A 17,383-nucleotide genomic window follows, 5' to 3' on the forward strand; every position below is an offset into this window, starting at 1 on the left:
GTACGTTATTCAGGCTCCTAGCCAGTAACCCGCAACATCCAGCATCCGATTAGCAAAGCCCCATTCATTGTCAAACCAGCATAGTAGCCTGACCAGACGGTTGGCAGAAACCTGGGTTTGTGTACCATCAACGATGCATGAGCGGGCATCATGGTTGAAATCCACTGAGGCGTGGGGCTCGTTGGTCATACCCAGTATCCCTTCAAGACGACCAGAGGTGGCCTGTTCCAGAATATGATTGATTTCTGCTGCTGAGGTGTTTCTGCTGACCTGAACCGTCAGGTCAATACAGGAAACATTAATGGTGGGAACCCGCACGGCACTGGCTGTAAATCGCCCCCTGAGTTCAGGCAGCAAACGGTTAATGCCTTTGGCAAGGCCTGTATCAACCGGGATGATGGAGTGCAGGGCGCTGCGGGTCAGACGCAGGTCGTTCTGGTGATAGGCATCAATAACCGGTTGATCATTCATGGCGGAATGGATGGTGGTCATGGAGCCATAGTCAATCCCGAGGGCGTCGTTTAACGTTTTGAGCACAGGCACAATGCAGTTAGTGGTACAGGATGCACTGGAAACAATACAGTGCCTGGCGTTTAACTGCTGTTCATTGATACCGTAAACGATGGTTGCATCCACGTCCGGTTTTGCTGGCTGGGAAAAGAGCAGACGGGAAGCTCCCCGTTCAATATGAAGATTTGCGGTAGCCCGATCATTAAACGAGCCTGAGCATTCCAGTAGCAGGTCGATGTTCAGGTCTTGCCAGTTGACTTCCTGTGGATCTGGCTGGTTAAACACCCGAATGCGGTCATCGCCGATCAACAGGTGGCTATCGTCTGCAAACACCCGGCCCGGAAAACGGCCATGGGTGGTATCATAGCGGGTCAGGTAGGTCAGCGTGTCAATATTGGCCAGCTCATTGATGGCGACCACTTCCATACCATGCACAGGATGATCACGAAAGCCATTTTCATAGAGTGCACGCAGCACGCACTGGCCGATTCGCCCATACCCGTTAATGGCCACCCTGTATGTCATCGTTTGTTTGTTTCCAGCGGTTGTTAGCGCTGGGCATTGTACCGGAAAATATCAGGAATGTGACCAGTCTCTGAGCACCTGACCCGGGTTTCAGCAAACAATTATTCTTTTTTTTATAAATGAAACTTTTAAACATTCACTCAATCTAAGGGGGCATTATTAATAGAATTAAGGAATATATCTTATGATCTCCGGTAACCCAATACCGGCTCAAAATGGCTTGGACACTGCTCAAGATGATCCGGCATCTACTGGTTCTGGCAGCTGGCTGGGTCGCGCTATTAACGTACTTAAAGCGGTGACCTGTTTTATCTCGGGAGTAGCCGCTGTGGCTGCCCTGTCCACTGGCTTCTATATTGCGGCTGCGGTATGTGGCGCGATTTTCGCGGTGTCCGGATTATCCCTGCTGTTTGGCAATAGTCACAATAAGGTGGATCCATCAGGGGCAAGCCCAGAGCCATTGTCAGATGATCCTGATGATACAGGCGCAGTCGAACTGTGTAGCACTGATCAGTCAGAACCGGTCAGTCAGGTGGTCACCCGCAGGACCCATACTCCGTCCGATTATACGACAAGCACTGTTTACAGGGGCGCGTCGACACCGTTAAAGACAATGAGTCCACCGACGGTTAATGACAGCACCAATAGTGGCAGGGGCCTCCTGCCCAAGGCTGAACTGCTGAGGTGTCACAGTACACTGGACGATGGGATCAGAAATGTCCATGTGGCTCTAGATGCCATGAGGCTGTATAGCTTAACAGCTGACAGCCCGTCATCTTACAGGAAGCATATAGGTACTCTTAGAACTGATGAACCATTTGATGAAAATTTATTTTTGCTTCTGGCAAAACGTTTAAAGGTAGATAAATCGGTTATTGATAATCACCGGCAACTGGATAAGGCTGTCAAGATTGATTTGCTGGAGAAACTGGTTGAACAGCAGAAGGATGTGCCCAAAGTACAGCTGGGGCATGTTAAAACTCAAATGGTCAATCTGGAAAACCTTAAAGAAGACCTGCAAAGCCACTCCCCGTTACTCAACATTAGTTCAATACCTGATCCGGTACCAGAAAGTAACGTGTCACATATGAAGCGTCATGTGGATGCCCTGGATTCAGTGTTGGCCAACATTAGAAAGCGCTCGCTTGCTGACCTTATCGACGCTGATGACTCATTGCATGAACGGTTGTCAGAAGCGGATGCAGCGATTAAAAAATGTCGAAATATTTTAAATGGGACTGATCGTAAATATTATTGAAGCGGGCCATTTCAGGAACCCTGAAATAGCCTGTTTGAACAAAAATCGCGGCGGCCATGGGGAAGGCCGTGCCGTACTGAAAAATATCACAAATGTGGTCAATCCCCTGGTATTCCTCCAACCGGGGCTTGTTGCAGTAATAATTATTTTTTCATAAATGAAACTTTTTAACAGGCGCACACTCTAAAAAGGGAATTCTAAGACAATAAAGGAATATACCTTATGATCTCTGGAGCCCCGATAACCCCCCAAAATAGCTTGGGGGCTGCTCAAAATGATCCGGCAACTACTGGTTCTGGCAGTTGGCTTGGTCGCACTATTAAAGTATTTAAAGGGGTGACTTGTTTTGTCTCGGGAGTTGCCGCTGTAGCTGCCCTGGCTACTGGTTTTTATGTTGTGGCTGCGGTATGCGGGGCGATTCTCGCTGTTTCCGGGTTATCCCTGCTGTTTGGCAAAAGTCATAATAACGTGGAACCATCAGGGGCAAGCCCACAGTCACCGTCAGATGATCCTGATGATTCAGGCGCAGTCGAACTGTGTAGCACTGATCAGTCAGAACCGGTTAGTCAGGTTGAACTGTGTAGCACTGGCCAGTCAGAACCGGTCAGTCAGGTGGCCACCCACAATACGCATATTCCTGCCGATCCTTTGACAAGCCCGGTTTACAGGGGCTCGTCGGTGCCGTTGCAGCCAGTGAATCCGCCGACAGTTAATGTCAGCACCAATAATGGCGTGGGCCTACTGTCCACAACTGAACTGTTAAGGTGTGACAGTGAGCTGCATGATGTTATCAGAAATGTCCGTTTTGTTCTTGAGGCCATGAGGATGAATAGCTTGACAGGGCTCAGTGGTTCTGATTACAGGCAACGAATAGGTGATCTCAGGGCCAGTGAACCATTTGATGAAAATTTATTTCTGCTTCTGGCAAAAAATTTAAAAGTAGAGAAATCGGTTATTGATAGTCACCAGCAAACGGATAAGGCTGTCAAGATTGAGTTGCTGGAAAAACTGGTTGAACAGCAGGAGGAAGGATTACAAGCGCAGTTGCAGCATGCTAACACTCACATGGTCAATCTGGAAAACCTTGAAAAAGACCTGGAACGCTATTCCCTGGTACGCAGAATTATTTCCATCCCCGATCCGGTCCCGGAAAATGAAGTGGCACAAATGAATCGTCATCTGGATGCCTTGGATACACTGTTGGCCGACATTAGAAAGTGCTCGCTGCCTGGTTGCTTTATTGACTCCGATGGTTTTTTGCAGAGACGGTTGTCAGAATTTGATGCAGTGATTAATAAATGTCGAAATATTTTAAACGGGACTGATCGTAAATATTAATGAAGTGGGCCATTTCTGGGACTCTGAAATAGCTTGTTTGAACAAAATCACGGCTTTCATGGAGAAGGCCGTTCTATACCGAAAAATACACCAATGTGGTCAATCCCTTGGCACTCCTCCAACCGGGACGGTTCAGGTAAACAATAATTTTTTTTCATAAATGAAACTTTTTAACAACTGCACACTCTAATAAGGGAATTCTAATGCAATAAAGGAATATTTTATGATCTCTGGAAACCCTACAACTCCCCCAAACAGCTTGGGAGCTTCTCAAAATGATCCGGCATCTCCTGATTCTGGCTCTTGGAAGGGGCGAGCGATCAAGGTACTTAAGGCAGTGGGCCTTTTTGTCTCGGGGGTAGTCGCTTTGCCTGTCGTGATTCTGGCTACAGGCGTTTATCTTGTGGCAACGTTATTGGGGGCAGTTTTCGTTGTACCAGCAATACCCTCGCTGTTTGACAATATTAATCAAGCTAAGGATGCTTCAGAGTACGATTCCCAATCACCGGCAGATGATGGTGATAAAGAAGATGATGGTGATAAAGAAGAAGTTCTCGGCCATATTGGTACTTGCCCGATAACACGTAACTCTACTTACGAAAGTGTCTCTGGTCATTTCAGAGAGGAAATGTTTTACCGGAACCCTTCGGATCCGGTTAATACAACGAGGTCAGAGAGGGGCAATGAAATCCCCGGTAATCGCTATAAACCGGATTTAGCTGACTTGGAGATGTGTAAGATTAATTTGCGCCTCGGGCAAGCAGAAGTTAATACAGTTCTTAGTCTCATATTTTACCATTGCTTAAAAGACTGTCGCGATCTGACTCATCCCAGGGAACAATTGGATATTCTAAAAGCTAAAGAACCATTTGATGACAAGCTCTTTCTGGAATTGGCACAAATTTTACGCGTAGAGCAATCGATTATTAATGGTCACCAGCGTATTGATAAATCTGAAAAGATTGCGTTGTTAGAAAGGGCGTATAAACAGCTGGCGGAAGTGCCTGAGTTGCAACGGAATAGTATTTGTAAACTAAAGGAGGATTTCGAGAACATTAATCAGAACCTGCATGCCTTTGTTCTACCAGACAGTTTAATTAGCGAATCTGATGCAGTTTCAGATATTGATATAGCAACAATGAAGGAGCATGTGGATGCTTTTGATGCGCTATTATCCCGCATTGACAAAAGTGCCATTGCTGAACTGATCCGGGCTGATGAAAAACTGAAACGCAGGATGTCAAAAGCAGCTGAAGCTGTCCAGAAATGTAGAAATATTCTTCACAAACCACACCGTAAATGGTCGTGAGTGGTCTATTTCAGTATCCCTGAACCAGAGAAAGTTCAGGGACCAATTCTCGGACAGCCTCCCAGGCATTCCTCCAGCCGGGGCTTGTTCCAGCAGCAATTATTTTTTTTCATAAATAAAACTTTTTAACAGCTGCACACTCTAATTAGGGCATTCTAAAGGAATATAATTTATGATCTCTGAAGCCCCGATGCCCCCCCCAAATAGCTTGGGATCTGCTCAAGATGATCCGGCATCTACTGGTTCTGGCCGCTGGCTTGGTCGCGCTATTAAAGCACTTAAAGCAGTGACCTGTTTTGTCTCGGGAGTAGCCGCTGTGGCTGCCCTGTCCACTGGCTTCTATGTTCTGGCTGCGGTATGTGGCGCGATTTTCGCGGTGTCCGGATTATCCCTGCTGTTTGGCAATAGTCACCATAACGTGGATCCATCAGGGGCAAGCCTGCAGTCATTGTCAGATGATCCTGATGATACAGGCGCAGTCGAACTGTGTAGCACAGATCAGTCAGAACCGCTCAGTCAGTTGGCCACCCACAAGACCCATACTCCTGCCAATTATACGACAAGCTCGGTTTACAGGGGCGCGCCGACACCGGTTAGACCGGGTTTAGCTGATCTGGAGACGTGTAAGCTCGAATTGTGCCGCGGGCAAGGAAAAGTTGGTATTGTTCTTAATCACCTATTTATCCATTGCTTAACAAACGCTCCCGACCTGTTTAATCCCAGGAAACAATTGGATATTCTAAAAACTAAAGAACCATTTGATGACAAGCTCTTTCTGGAATTGGCACAACTTTTACGCGTAGACCAATCGATTATTAATGGTCACCAGCGTATTGATAAATCTGAAAAGATTGCGTTGTTAGAAAGGGAGTATCAACAGCTGAAGGATGTGACTAAGGTGCAACAGGATCACACTCTTAAACTAATGGCGGATCTCGATAACATTAAACATAACCTGAAATCCTTTGTTCTACCAGACAGGTCAATTCGCGTACCAGATCCGGTTTCAGATATTGAGAGAGCAATAATGAAGGAGCATCTGGATGCTTTTGATTCGCTGTTATCCCGCATTGACAAAAGTGCCATTGCTGGACTGATCCGGGCGGATGAAAAACTGCAACGCAAGATGTCAAAAGCAGCTAAAGCTGTTCAGAAATGTAGAAATATTTTTGCACAAACCACACCGTAAATGTGAGTGAGTGGGCTATTTCAGCGTCCCTGAACCAGATAAAGTTCAGGGACAATTTTCGGACAGCCTTAACCTACCGTTACAGGCGCTTCTATTTCTCCTTCTTTCTTTACCAACGACAGTGAAGCGATAGAGAGTATTCCGCAACCAGCCATCACCGCTGCCATGGGAATGGCTGTTCCATCATGCAGGTAACCAACCAAAGCAGAGGCAATCCCCCCCATGGTAAAACGCAGTGCGCCTGCCAGGGCATTTGCTGTTCCTGCCGATTTGGGGAAGTGGGCCAGGGCCAGGGCGTTGGAGTTAGGACCCGTCAAGCCAATACAGGCGATATAGCAGGCAATCGGGATCATCAGTCCGGGCAGGCTGCCAAAGCCGGTAACCGTGTTTAGCAGGAGCAAAAGTGCAGAGACCGCTGCGATCAGGCTGCCTGAGCGCAGAATCGTAAACAGTTTGAACTGCTCAACCAGGCGGATATTCACCATATTGGTGATCCCCATGGCCAGGATGTTAATGGCAAAGAACAGCCCATACTGTTCAGCGGGGATGCCAAACAGCTCAATGTAGACGAAGGGAGAGCCGGAAATAAACGCAAACATGCCACCAAAGAAAAAAGCATGGCAGAGAATACAGCCAATGGCTTCCCGGTTTTTCAGGATGTTGGCGTAGTTCAGTGCCAGTTGTACTGGCGACACCATAAGCCGGTCTTCAGCTGGCAATGTCTCCTTAACCCGGAAAAAGGCCAGAATTAATGACAGGCAGGCGGTTATCGCCAGAAAGATAAACAGGCTCTGCCAGCCAAAGAACTTGAGAATCTGCCCGCCCAACAGTGGCGCAGCCAAGGGTGCCACGGTCATGACCATGAGAATGGAGGACAGTGCTTTGGCTACCTGTTCCCTGGGGAACAGATCCCGGATCATGGCCGGAATCGTCACCATAATGGCCGCTCCGGCCATCGCCTGCAGTACCCGGACAATAATCAGCTGGGTGGCGCTGGTACACAGGGCGGCCAGAATATTGGTCAGGATATAGAAGATGATGCCCGGGAACATGACCGTTCTCCGGCCGAACCGGTCCGATAACGGGCCACACACCAGCTGGCTTATGGCAAAGCCAATGGTATAGGCACTCAGCGTGTACTGTATCCGGCTTAATGGCTCCCCCATGCTCTTTGCGATGGTGGGCATGGCGGGCAGGTAGAGGTCAATGGCCAACGGCCCAAGTGCTGTTAGCGCCCCCAGGGTCAGAATCAGGAACAAGCGCTCGCCCCGGTTCTCTGTTGTTACCAGATGAGTTGACGTTGTCATTTTTCAGGCTCATATTTTCGGGCAGCCGGGAGTTTGGGTTTCAAGAGGTTTTTGTCCCGAAATGGCGGTGGCTGCATTTATATAAAAATTGTCTGACTTAACAGCCGAACCGCTGTAGCACTTTGAGAAATGCACGACACTGGTTTATTGTTTATGAGGGAACGTCTTGTCCGCTAAAGCAATGGTTGGTAACGGACAGGTAACGGCATCAATTTATAGTTTATACGGCTATAAATAATTCTTTCATAAAAGCATTAAGCGATAAATAGAAAAGTACACTTGTATAAATAGTACTTACCATGCATTTACTGCCGGTCGCTTCTCTGGTGATAATTTTTCTGCCGCCACGTTCCTGTGATTCGGGTGCTGGAAGTGATTGAAGCTCATGCGATAGCCGCAGCTTAATTGGATTTCACCGGTTGCAAGACATTGGTATGGCGTATTTTCCGCCAGTAACTCTTCTGGTCGCCGGGCATTAAAACCGATCAGATCCCAGCAGCCAGGGTTCAGCTGTTTCAGCAGTATGGTGACAATCGGTGAGTTGGCCAGATCAAGGTTGGTGGCAAAACTGACGTATGAGCTGTTTTTATGCGGTGTGATATGGATGGTGGCATAGCGGTTACCCCGAATCGCATTCAGGGAGTAACCACAGGGGGTAAACAGCCAGTCGCTCAGGGCAAAGTCCGGAAACAGCCTGTTCAGTTTAAGCAAACGACGGATGTCTTTAATCGTCTGGTGCTCACAGCGCAGGCTGTCAGCATTCTCCCCCCGGATATGGTACATCAGCAGTTCGCTGGTGGTGTCATCAAGCGCTGGTCCATAGGGCTTGTCCAGATGGAATACAAAGCTATGATGGCCATCCGGATAGCCCAGACGAAAGGCACAGCCGGGCACACGCTGGCTCAGTCGGTCAACGTCGTCCATAAAGGACGTCATCTGAAGATGGGGCTGGTACTCATTTTTGCGCTGGAATCGGGCGCAGCGGATATGCTCCAGAGGGGTCTGTTCAAAAAAGTAGAGGGCAGCATCCACCAAAGTAGTAGTGCCACAGGTAAGCATCAGAAACCGATCATGCCAGACAAACAGGCTGGACTCCGACAATAGATAAGCGTCACAGTGTTCGTTGCTGAGAATGGCCAGGATGTCGGCCCGGGCTCTGGCCACCATCTGTGCCCAGAAGCTTCTGCCCAGGGTCCTCAGGGAAATCCATTCCGGGCTGGTGACGATCTCTATTTTTTTTTCTGAGCCTTCAAAAAACATCACGGCAGGCTCCCTCCAATAAACTCCAGGTAGGTGTAGCCCCGGAGCCCTGATTCCAGTTCCGCCAGTATGGCCCGCTGTTGTCCTGGTGGCAGGTTTTCCCTGACCAGCTGCCGGTAGGTGCGAAGAAAGCTTTCCGGCTGCAGGTTGACATAACGCATCACCTTTTCCACGGTATCGCCCGCCTGGTAACCGGTGACTTCCACTTCTCCCTGCCCATTGATGTGGACCGAGGCCACATCGGTATCCCCGAACAGGTTATGCATATTCCCCAGAATTTCCTGGTAGGCACCCACCATGAAAATACCGATCAGGAACGGGTCTGCCGGTTGCCATTGAGGCACTGGCAGGGTGGTTTCTATGCCCTGGCCGTCTACGTACTGATTAATGACGCCGTCGGAGTCACAGGTGATATCCAGCATTACTGCCCGGCGGCTTGGCGGGCGATCCAGACCGGACAGGGGCATGACCGGAAAGATCTGATCAATACCCCAGGCATCGGGCAGGGATTGAAACAGGGAGAAGTTCACATAGAACTTGTCTGCCAGTTTGTCACTGAGTTCATCAATCAGCGGGCGATGGGCCCGGATGTGGGGGGAGAGCCGGGCTTTCAGTTCATGGCAGAGTCGCAGGCTGGTGTTTTCTGCCCAGGCCCGGTGCTCAAGCCCCAACAGTCCCATGGCAAACTGGGTGTGGACTTCTGCCAGGTCAGCCTGGCTGTTGTGATAAATCTCGGTCAGGGTGCGTTCACCCCGGCTATGACTCAGGTCTTGCCAGGAACTCCACATATTATGCAGCAGAAGGGGGGCATCCGCGCTGGGGGGGGGCAGTACTTCCGGTTCATAGCTTTCCACCCCCAGGATATCGGTGATCAGCACCGCGTGGTGTGCCACCAGGTGTCGGCCCGACTCGGAAATAATACCCGGAACCGGCAGGTCGTACTGCTGGCAGATATCGCCCAGGGTGAAGACGATATTGTTGGCGTACTCCTGCAGGCTGTAGTTCATGGAGCAGGAACTCTGACTGCGAGAACCTTCGTAGTCCACTGCCAGGCCGCCGCCCACATCAACAAACCGGATCGGCAAGCCCATACGGTGCAACTGGGCATAAAGGCGGCCACATTCACTGACACCCTTGCGCACATCCTCGATATTGGCGATCTGGGAACCCAGGTGGAAGTGCAGGAGCTGCAAAGACTCCTGTTGCCGGGCCTGCTTTAACCGTTCCACCGCATGGAGTACCTGGCTGGCGCAAAGACCGAACTTGGATTTTTCCCCACCACTGGCCTGCCACTTGCCTTTGCCCTGAAAAGCCAGACGTACCCGAAGGCCCAGACGGGGCTGAACACCCAGGCTGGCCGCTTCGCTGAGTACCATGTCCAGTTCGGTGAGCTTTTCCAGAACAATAAAAACCTGATGACCCAGCTTTTCCCCGATCAGGGCCAGGCGAATATACTCCCGGTCTTTGTAGCCGTTACAGATAATCACTGAGCTGGCCCGTTTGGCCAGGGCCAGAACTGCCAGCAGTTCCGGTTTGCTACCCGATTCCAGGCCCAGCTGTGGCTGTTTGCCGGAGGACTGACTGTTCAAAATATCTTCCACCACCGTCCGCTGCTGGTTGACCTTGACCGGGTAAACGGCCAGGTATCGATGGTTGTAACCGTAATCACGGATGGCCCAGTTAAAGGCGTGGCACAGATTATCCAGACGCTGATGGATAATCTGCGGAAAACGCACCAGTACCGGCAGGGATACGCCCTGACGGTTCAGCTGGCTGGCAATGGTACTCAGTTCAACCGGTGGTATGCCTTTGATATTGACCGTGACATGACCCTGATCGTTCAAATCAAAATGATTCTGGCTCCAGAAACGGATGTTATAGGTGGAGCGTGCTTGATCAAGGTTCCACCCGTCGCGATCCTTATTGCCAGAATATTGCGGATCTCTGGCGGTTAACGCTTCAGTCCCATCGCTGCTCCCGGCTGGTGTTGTGTTCGTTAACTCTGTTTTTTTCGCCATTACCTGCCTTAACCCCCGGGAGGCTGCCTTACTGCTTTACGCCATTGCTTCTGAAATAGCTGTTTCAATGTAACGGGGCAGGGCGAAAGCTGCCTGATGGACCGATGGAGTATAGTAGCGCGTGGTAATACCGCTGAGGGCAAACCTTGCTTCGAGTTCGACCAGGGGGATATGGCGGGCTTTAAGGTCATCGGTGCCCCAGGCAAAGGTCATGATGCCACAGGCGTAGGTGGGAACGGCGGCGCTGTAAAAATGCAGGTCCGATACATAGCTGGCCAGGCGATGGGCGGTGGTTGTTACCTCATTCAACTGCATAAACGGTACCCCGTTTTGGGCAACGAAAATGCCTTTATCAGTCAGCAGTCGTTTGCATCCCCGGTAAAATTCAGAGGAGAACAAGACTTCCCCCGGACCGATAGGGTCGGTGCAGTCAGAGATAATAACATCGAAGCTATGGTCGGCGATCCCGTGGTTGTTGACGAACCGGACGCCATCCTCAATCACCAGGTTAACTCTCGGGTCATCATAGGCCCCGGCACAATGGTTCGGCAGCCACTGGCGGCAGAGATCGACCACAGCCCGGTCAATTTCCACCATGGTGACCTGTTCAATGGATTGATGCCGGAGTACTTCCCTGAGCATACCGCCATCGCCACCGCCAATAATCAGTACGCGCTTTACCTTGCCATGGGCCAGGATGGGCACATGGGTCAGCATTTCATGGTAGATAAACTCGTCTTTTTCGGTGGTTTGAATCACGCCGTCCAGGGCCATGATGCGGCCAAAGAACCGGTTCTCAAAGATGATCAGATGCTGGTGTTCGGTGTGATCTTCAAACAGCAGCCGGTCAATCGAAAAATTCTGTCCATAGCCTGAATACAGTGTTTCCTGATAGGTATCTTCGCAGTGCATTGTTGCCAATCCTGTCGATAAATAAAAAGAACCGCAAATACTCGTTGTATGCCGATGAATCTGTTGAATATTGGACCAATAGCCAAATGATTGGCAGCGGGCCTGATGGGGAAACGGTTGTTCACGGGTATGAACTTTGGTTATTCCCTGTTGCCGCAAGGCCCACCCAGGGGAAATAAGACGACATTGTCAGATTGAAATGTTTTATTTTAAAAAAGCTGAATTAAACCTGCATGGATATCGGATGCCAAGTTGGGAAAGTGAGGAAAAAACGGCCAACAGTGTAGATGGTCGTTTTCAACGATGAGAGGACAGCCATCCCTTTACCGGGATGGCTGAATGGATTTACCCGAGCAGTTCTTCGGCGATTGCCACGATATTGTCAACAGTAAAGCCAAAGTATGGGAACAGGTCTTCTGCCGGAGCGGACTCACCGTAGGTGGTCATGCCAATAATGCGCCCATCCAGGCCAACGTACTTGTACCAGAAGTCAGCAGCAGCGGCTTCAATCGCAATACGGGCAGGCACTTCCAGGGGCAGAACGGACTGTTTGTACTCAGCATCCTGGGCATCAAACACGTCTGTCGATGGCATGGAGACCACACGTACTTTATGTCCCTGGGCAGAGAGAGCCGCCTCGGCGTTCATAGCCAGTTCTACTTCTGAGCCGGTAGCTATCAGAATCAGCTCAGGCGTACCTTCACACTCTTTCAGGATGTAACCACCCCGTTCAACCCGGGCAATCTGTTCATCGGTTCTGGCCATGCATGGCAGGCCCTGGCGGGAGAAGATCAGGGCACTGGGGCCATCAACACGTTCGATGGCATGTTTCCAGGCGACGGCAGATTCTACCGTGTCACATGGACGCCATGCATTCATGTTCGGTGTCATGCGCAGGCTGGCGATTTGCTCGATAGGCTGGTGGGTTGGACCATCTTCACCCAGGCCGATGGAGTCGTGGGTGTAGACCAGGATTGAGCGCTGTTTCATCAGCGCGGCCATACGGACGGCGTTGCAGGCGTATTCCATAAAGACCAGGAAGGTTGCGCCGTAAGGAATGAAACCACCGTGCAGGGCAATACCGCTCATCATGGCGGTCATGCCGAATTCACGGACGCCGTAAAACAGGTAGTTGCCATCAGCATCGTCACGCTTGATGCCTTTGGAGCCGCTCCACAGGGTCAGGTTGGAGCCCGCCAGGTCTGCCGAACCGCCAAGCAGTTCCGGGAGGAGCGGACCGTAAGCGTTCAGGGTGTTCTGGGAGGCCTTACGGCTGGCGATCTTTTCACCTTCCTGTTGGCAGGACTTGATATAAGCCGATGCCTTTTCGGCAAAGTCAGCGGGCAGATCACCTTTCTGGCGACGGGTAAATTCTGCCGCAAGCTCCGGGTATTCGGCCTGATAGGCTGCGAACATTCCATTCCAGGCGGTTTCTTTGGCGGCACCGGCTGCTGTGGCATTCCACTGGTTGTAGATGTCAGCAGGCACTTCAAACGGTGCATGCTGCCAGCCGAGACGCTCGCGGGTCAGCTTGATTTCATCATCGCCTAACGGCGCGCCGTGGCACTCCTCTTTACCGGCTTTGTTGGGTGAACCAAAGCCGATAATGGTTTTACAGCAGATCAGCGTGGGTTTGTCCTGTTCGGCGCGGGCGGCTTCAATGGCGGCTTTGATCGCTTCAGGGTCGTGACCGTCAACCGCCGGAATGACATGCCAGTTGTAAGCTTCAAAGCGCTTGACGGTGTCGTCGGTGAACCAGCCTTCCACTTCACCATCAATGGAGATGCCGTTGTCATCGTAAAATGCCACCAGTTTGCCCAGGCCCAGGGTGCCCGCCAGGGAGCAAACTTCATGGGAGATACCCTCCATCATGCAGCCATCACCCATAAAGACGTAGGTATGGTGGTCAACAATATCGTGCCCAGGCTTGTTGAACTGAGCGGCCAGTGCCTTCTCGGCGGCGGCCATACCAACGGCATTGGCGATGCCCTGGCCCAGGGGACCGGTGGTGGTTTCAATGCCCGGTGCATAACCATACTCGGGATGGCCTGCCGTTTTGGAGTGCAGCTGACGGAAGTTTTTCAGGTCATCAGTGCCCAGATCGTACCCGGTCAGGTGCAGCAGGGAATAGATCAGCATGGAACCATGGCCATTGGACAACACAAAACGGTCACGATCCACCCACTCTGGATTGGCGGGGTTGTGATTCAGATAGTCGCGCCACAGCACTTCAGCAATATCAGCCATCCCCATGGGGGCACCGGGATGACCGGATTTGGCTTTTTGTACGGCGTCCATGCTGAGGGCGCGAATGGCATTGGCAAGCTCACGACGTGAGGACATGGGAATCTTTGCTCCTGGGAATCCAGTCTGGTTAAATTCGCGCGCTAGTTTAGCGAAACCGGCAGCATTCTTCATCCATATTGGTTTACTGACTAGATGCAGAGAAATAATCTGCTATTACTGTCTGTGAGATTGAAAACAACAGGTGAGATGGAAAACAAGGCAGGCCTATTAATGAAGTGATTGAAACGTTGAACTATCATCGGTGCGTGGTGTCACATATGTACGTGTTTTGTACGTTGAATTCCGGAGGCTTTATGAGCCCCTTAACTGGTACCCAACCGCTCCCCAGGGATAGTTTTACCACGCCAGAATCAAAGAAGGAGAAGGCTGTCGATAAGAGAGCCATGTCGATAGAGTCAAAGCAATCCTTGCCACAGAGTAACCAGAGAGGGCTGTCAGATTACAATATCAAGGTTGACGGTAAAAGAAATGCCATAACTGTCGGTGCAGAAGGAAAAATGCACGACGAATACTGTGCAAAATGCCGGATGGCCGCTGACCAGCAGAATAACTCCAATACCTGTGTCAGTAAAAAGGAAGTGATGCATGACTACCGCCAGGATGGCATCTGGTCCTGGGGTCTGAATGGCGTGAACATTGCAGGTTATCCTCAGTGTCCTGTGCCTGGTTGTGCAGGCCATATTCCGGAAGGCGCAATGCTGATCGGTAAGCACTGGAGATAAAGACAGGCTTCATAATCCGGGCATCAGTTGGTCAGCCTCCTAGAGTTCCGTTCGCTCATGGTAATGTCTGCCCAAATGCTTGATGGCGATCAGCCACAGGGCAATGGCCAGTATAAAAGCCCCTGCCAGCCAGGACATGGCAAGGCTGAGGGAGCCAAAAAGGGTAATTAAAATCTGTTGAAAAAAAGAGCTGCCTGACTTGCCAACCCGAGTCACCACTAACTCAATAGCTGCTTTTCCCTTGTACTTTCGCTCAGCATCAAGAGGTACGAAAGTGATCTCTTTGGTGGCATCAAACAGCGTATATTTTGCCGACTTGCCAAGGGCATGGCAGTACATGCCGATCTGCAAGCCGATCATGGTCAGATCCATATAACAAATACCGAAAAAGCTGACCTGTGATTTCTGAAACATGGCCAGGAGAAAAAAAGGCAGGGCCGTGGCTGTCAGAATAATGGGGGTTGCGAAAGCCGCTGCCCACCAGCTGATCTTCAGCAGGGTTGGCGTTAGCAGACCACAGATAAGACTGCCTATGCCGCTGATCATGGCCACCTTGCCCATAAACATCGAGTAGTCTGCCTCGCAGGGGTACAGCTGCACCAGCTGGCTTTTCCAGGCCAGCTCAACCATGTTAATGGCGATGCAATAAGCCAGCATAACCAGCGCAATGCTGGCCAGGTACGGGCAGCGCAACAGGTATCGTGCGCTGGCCAGCAACGGCAGGTTGGTTGGGGTGTGTGTCTTCCCGCTGGCGCTACCTGTGAGGTTGTTCGAAGTTAAGCGGTAGCAGTATTCATTGAGCAGCAGAATCAACAGCCCGAAAAGCACGAACAGAAGTGATAAGATCTCCAGGCTCTCCTGCCAGCCTGAATCCGGGGCCATAACTCCCCTGGAAACGCAGTAGTAAAGCATAGGGCCGGAAATAATGGATGCGCTGCTGCCGATCATGGTGATCAGGGGATATTGCCGGGTGGCACTCTGGGCATTGTGGAAATCATTGACGGCTGTCCAGAAGAGGGTGCAGATCACCGCCGATCCCCAGAGTTCCGCCACGGCAAAGAACAGCGTCAGGGGCCAGTAATAGACCATGCCGACAATAAATTGCAGGTTTTCATGGATGAGTGGGGACAGCAGGGCAAGCGCTGCGGTGGGGGCGAAAGACTCCAGGTTTGGATGGATCACCATGGAAAACAACGGCATCCAGATCAGAAAAGGGATTAATGCAACGGCAAACAGGGTACGTTTACTGAGCCGGTTAGCCAGAAAGCTGTAGGTGATTAAAAAAATAAAAGCGACAGGCATGACAACGATCAACTTGATGAAGGGAATGGCTTCCGCACCAAGCCGGGTTATGAGCAATGACTCTTTCAGGTTCCAGAGTATGTCAAAGTTGAAGGTGCAACAGGACAGCATGGCAATTTGCAGATAAAGCATCGAATTGGAATTACCAGCAACGTTTCTGGATGAATTTTTAGTCATATACCGCGTGTTTCCTACCTCCCGTTATTGCTTCCAGATACTGATGCTCAGCAGGCTGTTGTCATTCAGGCACAGAAAGTGCTGGATAAATATAGTGCAGAGATTGGATTTCTTGTGTCTATTGATTGTATATAAAAATATTTTGATATAGATTTTGGCTCTTGCTAAACTTCCCCCTTCGAATATCCCGGTAAATGAGTCAATGATTTACTGTGCTTAAGTGATTGGAAAGGATGACGTGTGTTGACGGATGCTTTTGAGCAGCTGGCCACGGTGAGCAAAGCCAGTGGCGATGTTCTGAGATTACAGATTCTGAGGGTCTTGAGCACAGAGTCTCTCGGTGTGCTGGAGCTGAGCGGTGTGTTTGCCATGCGTCAGCCAGCCATGAGCCATCATTTGAAGGTTTTGTCTCAGGCCGGGTTAGTCTCAACCCGCAAAGAAGGCAACACGGTTTTCTACCGTCGGGCACTGCCCACATCGGCAGGTCATCTTGAAGGGGTTGTCCGCTCATTGTTTCAGGCGGTGGATGGTATACCGCTACCTCAAGATCTTGCCGAACAGCTTCAGGCCATTCGCCTTCAGCGGGCGGAACTGTCCCAGGCATTTTTTGCCCGCAATAGCGAAGAATTCCGTCAGCACCAGGAGTTGATTGCCGAGCACCAGCTCTATGCTGAAACGGTGGCAGACCTTATTGAGACTACCGACTTTCCTGAACAGAGCCTGGCCCTTGAGCTTGGTCCCGGTGAGGGAAACTTTCTGCCAATACTCGCCTCTGTGTTCAAGCTGGTTTACGCACTGGATAACTCGGAAAAAATGCTGAGTTACTCCCGGGCGCTGGCCAAACAGCAAGGCATTGGCAATGTCACTTTTGTTCATGGCGAGATCCAGTCGCTGAGCAACATGACCAGCGCCTTTGACTGTATCGTCATCAATATGGTGCTGCATCATGTTCCCAGTCCGGCGGACATCTTTAACTGGTCTTCCCGGCTATTGAAGCCCGGTGGGAGCCTGTTTATCAGTGAACTCAGCCATCATGACCAGGACTGGGTTCGGGAGTCCTGTGGTGATCTGTGGCTTGGTTTCAGTGCGGGTGAGTTGGCTCAATGGGCGGATAAAGCGGGATTAATCAGCGGTGAATCCCAGTATCTGGGGTTACGCAATGGTTTTCAGATCCAGGTCCGACGTTTCTTCCTTGCCGGATAAACGATGACCTGGTTAACGCCTCAATTGAACGTATTTTATGAGCAGA

General features: G+C 50.6%; 13 protein-coding genes. 6 read left to right on the forward strand and 7 right to left on the reverse strand.

Annotated features, from left to right (window positions below; all coding sequences use genetic code 11):
• Positions 1 to 9 precede the first annotated feature (9 nt).
• On the reverse strand, positions 10 to 1,035 hold the full coding sequence (locus tag ACO6VE_RS09530; RefSeq protein ID WP_422461001.1) for a type I glyceraldehyde-3-phosphate dehydrogenase: 1,026 nt from the start codon (positions 1,033 to 1,035) through the stop codon (positions 10 to 12).
• A gap of 184 nt (positions 1,036 to 1,219) precedes the next feature.
• Between ACO6VE_RS09530 and ACO6VE_RS09535 the strand changes: the two genes are divergently transcribed.
• The 4 genes from ACO6VE_RS09535 to ACO6VE_RS09550 all read left to right on the forward strand — a co-directional run bounded on the left by ACO6VE_RS09535 (position 1,220) and on the right by ACO6VE_RS09550 (position 6,129).
• Complete coding sequence (locus ACO6VE_RS09535) at positions 1,220 to 2,293, forward strand: hypothetical protein (protein WP_422461003.1); 1,074 nt, start codon at positions 1,220 to 1,222, stop codon at positions 2,291 to 2,293.
• A gap of 222 nt (positions 2,294 to 2,515) precedes the next feature.
• Complete coding sequence (locus tag ACO6VE_RS09540) at positions 2,516 to 3,631, forward strand: hypothetical protein (protein ID WP_422461005.1); 1,116 nt, start codon at positions 2,516 to 2,518, stop codon at positions 3,629 to 3,631.
• A gap of 223 nt (positions 3,632 to 3,854) precedes the next feature.
• Entirely contained in the window at positions 3,855 to 4,940 is a 1,086-nt protein-coding gene (locus tag ACO6VE_RS09545) for a hypothetical protein (protein ID WP_422461007.1), read from the forward strand.
• Between the two features lie 172 nt (positions 4,941 to 5,112).
• On the forward strand, positions 5,113 to 6,129 hold the full coding sequence (locus ACO6VE_RS09550; RefSeq protein WP_422449666.1) for a hypothetical protein: 1,017 nt from the start codon (positions 5,113 to 5,115) through the stop codon (positions 6,127 to 6,129).
• 68 nt (positions 6,130 to 6,197) lie between these two features.
• On the opposite strand, the gene ACO6VE_RS09555 is transcribed toward ACO6VE_RS09550, so the two are convergent.
• The 5 genes from ACO6VE_RS09555 to tkt form a co-directional block, all read right to left on the reverse strand.
• The gene (locus tag ACO6VE_RS09555) at positions 6,198 to 7,436 is read right to left on the reverse strand and encodes a Bcr/CflA family multidrug efflux MFS transporter (RefSeq protein WP_422449667.1); all 1,239 of its coding nucleotides are present in this window, start codon (positions 7,434 to 7,436) and stop codon (positions 6,198 to 6,200) included.
• A 294-nt stretch (positions 7,437 to 7,730) separates the two neighbouring features.
• On the reverse strand, positions 7,731 to 8,696 hold the full coding sequence (locus ACO6VE_RS09560; protein WP_422461055.1) for an adenosylmethionine decarboxylase: 966 nt from the start codon (positions 8,694 to 8,696) through the stop codon (positions 7,731 to 7,733).
• A complete protein-coding gene (gene speA / locus ACO6VE_RS09565) occupies positions 8,696 to 10,714 on the reverse strand; it encodes a biosynthetic arginine decarboxylase (protein ID WP_422461009.1) in 2,019 nt (672 codons plus the stop codon). The genes ACO6VE_RS09560 and speA overlap by 1 nt, the downstream gene beginning before the upstream one ends.
• Before the next feature lie 36 nt (positions 10,715 to 10,750).
• On the reverse strand, positions 10,751 to 11,626 hold the full coding sequence (gene speE, locus ACO6VE_RS09570) for a polyamine aminopropyltransferase (protein ID WP_422449669.1): 876 nt from the start codon (positions 11,624 to 11,626) through the stop codon (positions 10,751 to 10,753).
• A gap of 345 nt (positions 11,627 to 11,971) precedes the next feature.
• Complete coding sequence (gene tkt / locus ACO6VE_RS09575) at positions 11,972 to 13,969, reverse strand: transketolase (RefSeq protein WP_422461011.1); 1,998 nt, start codon at positions 13,967 to 13,969, stop codon at positions 11,972 to 11,974.
• 257 nt (positions 13,970 to 14,226) lie between these two features.
• Here tkt and ACO6VE_RS09580 point away from each other — a divergent pair, with 257 nt between their 5' ends.
• Complete coding sequence (locus ACO6VE_RS09580) at positions 14,227 to 14,655, forward strand: hypothetical protein (RefSeq protein WP_422449671.1); 429 nt, start codon at positions 14,227 to 14,229, stop codon at positions 14,653 to 14,655.
• 39 nt (positions 14,656 to 14,694) lie between these two features.
• On the opposite strand, the gene ACO6VE_RS09585 is transcribed toward ACO6VE_RS09580, so the two are convergent.
• The gene (locus ACO6VE_RS09585) at positions 14,695 to 16,089 is read right to left on the reverse strand and encodes an Npt1/Npt2 family nucleotide transporter (RefSeq protein ID WP_422461013.1); all 1,395 of its coding nucleotides are present in this window, start codon (positions 16,087 to 16,089) and stop codon (positions 14,695 to 14,697) included.
• A 285-nt stretch (positions 16,090 to 16,374) separates the two neighbouring features.
• Here ACO6VE_RS09585 and ACO6VE_RS09590 point away from each other — a divergent pair, with 285 nt between their 5' ends.
• Positions 16,375 to 17,337: an ArsR/SmtB family transcription factor gene (locus tag ACO6VE_RS09590; RefSeq protein ID WP_422461015.1), complete on the forward strand. Its 963-nt coding sequence runs from the start codon at positions 16,375 to 16,377 to the stop codon at positions 17,335 to 17,337.
• Positions 17,338 to 17,383: the final 46 nt, after the last annotated feature.

The sequence above is a fragment of the Endozoicomonas sp. ALB115 genome (assembly GCF_049310245.1).
GTDB lineage: Bacteria > Pseudomonadota > Gammaproteobacteria > Pseudomonadales > Endozoicomonadaceae > Endozoicomonas.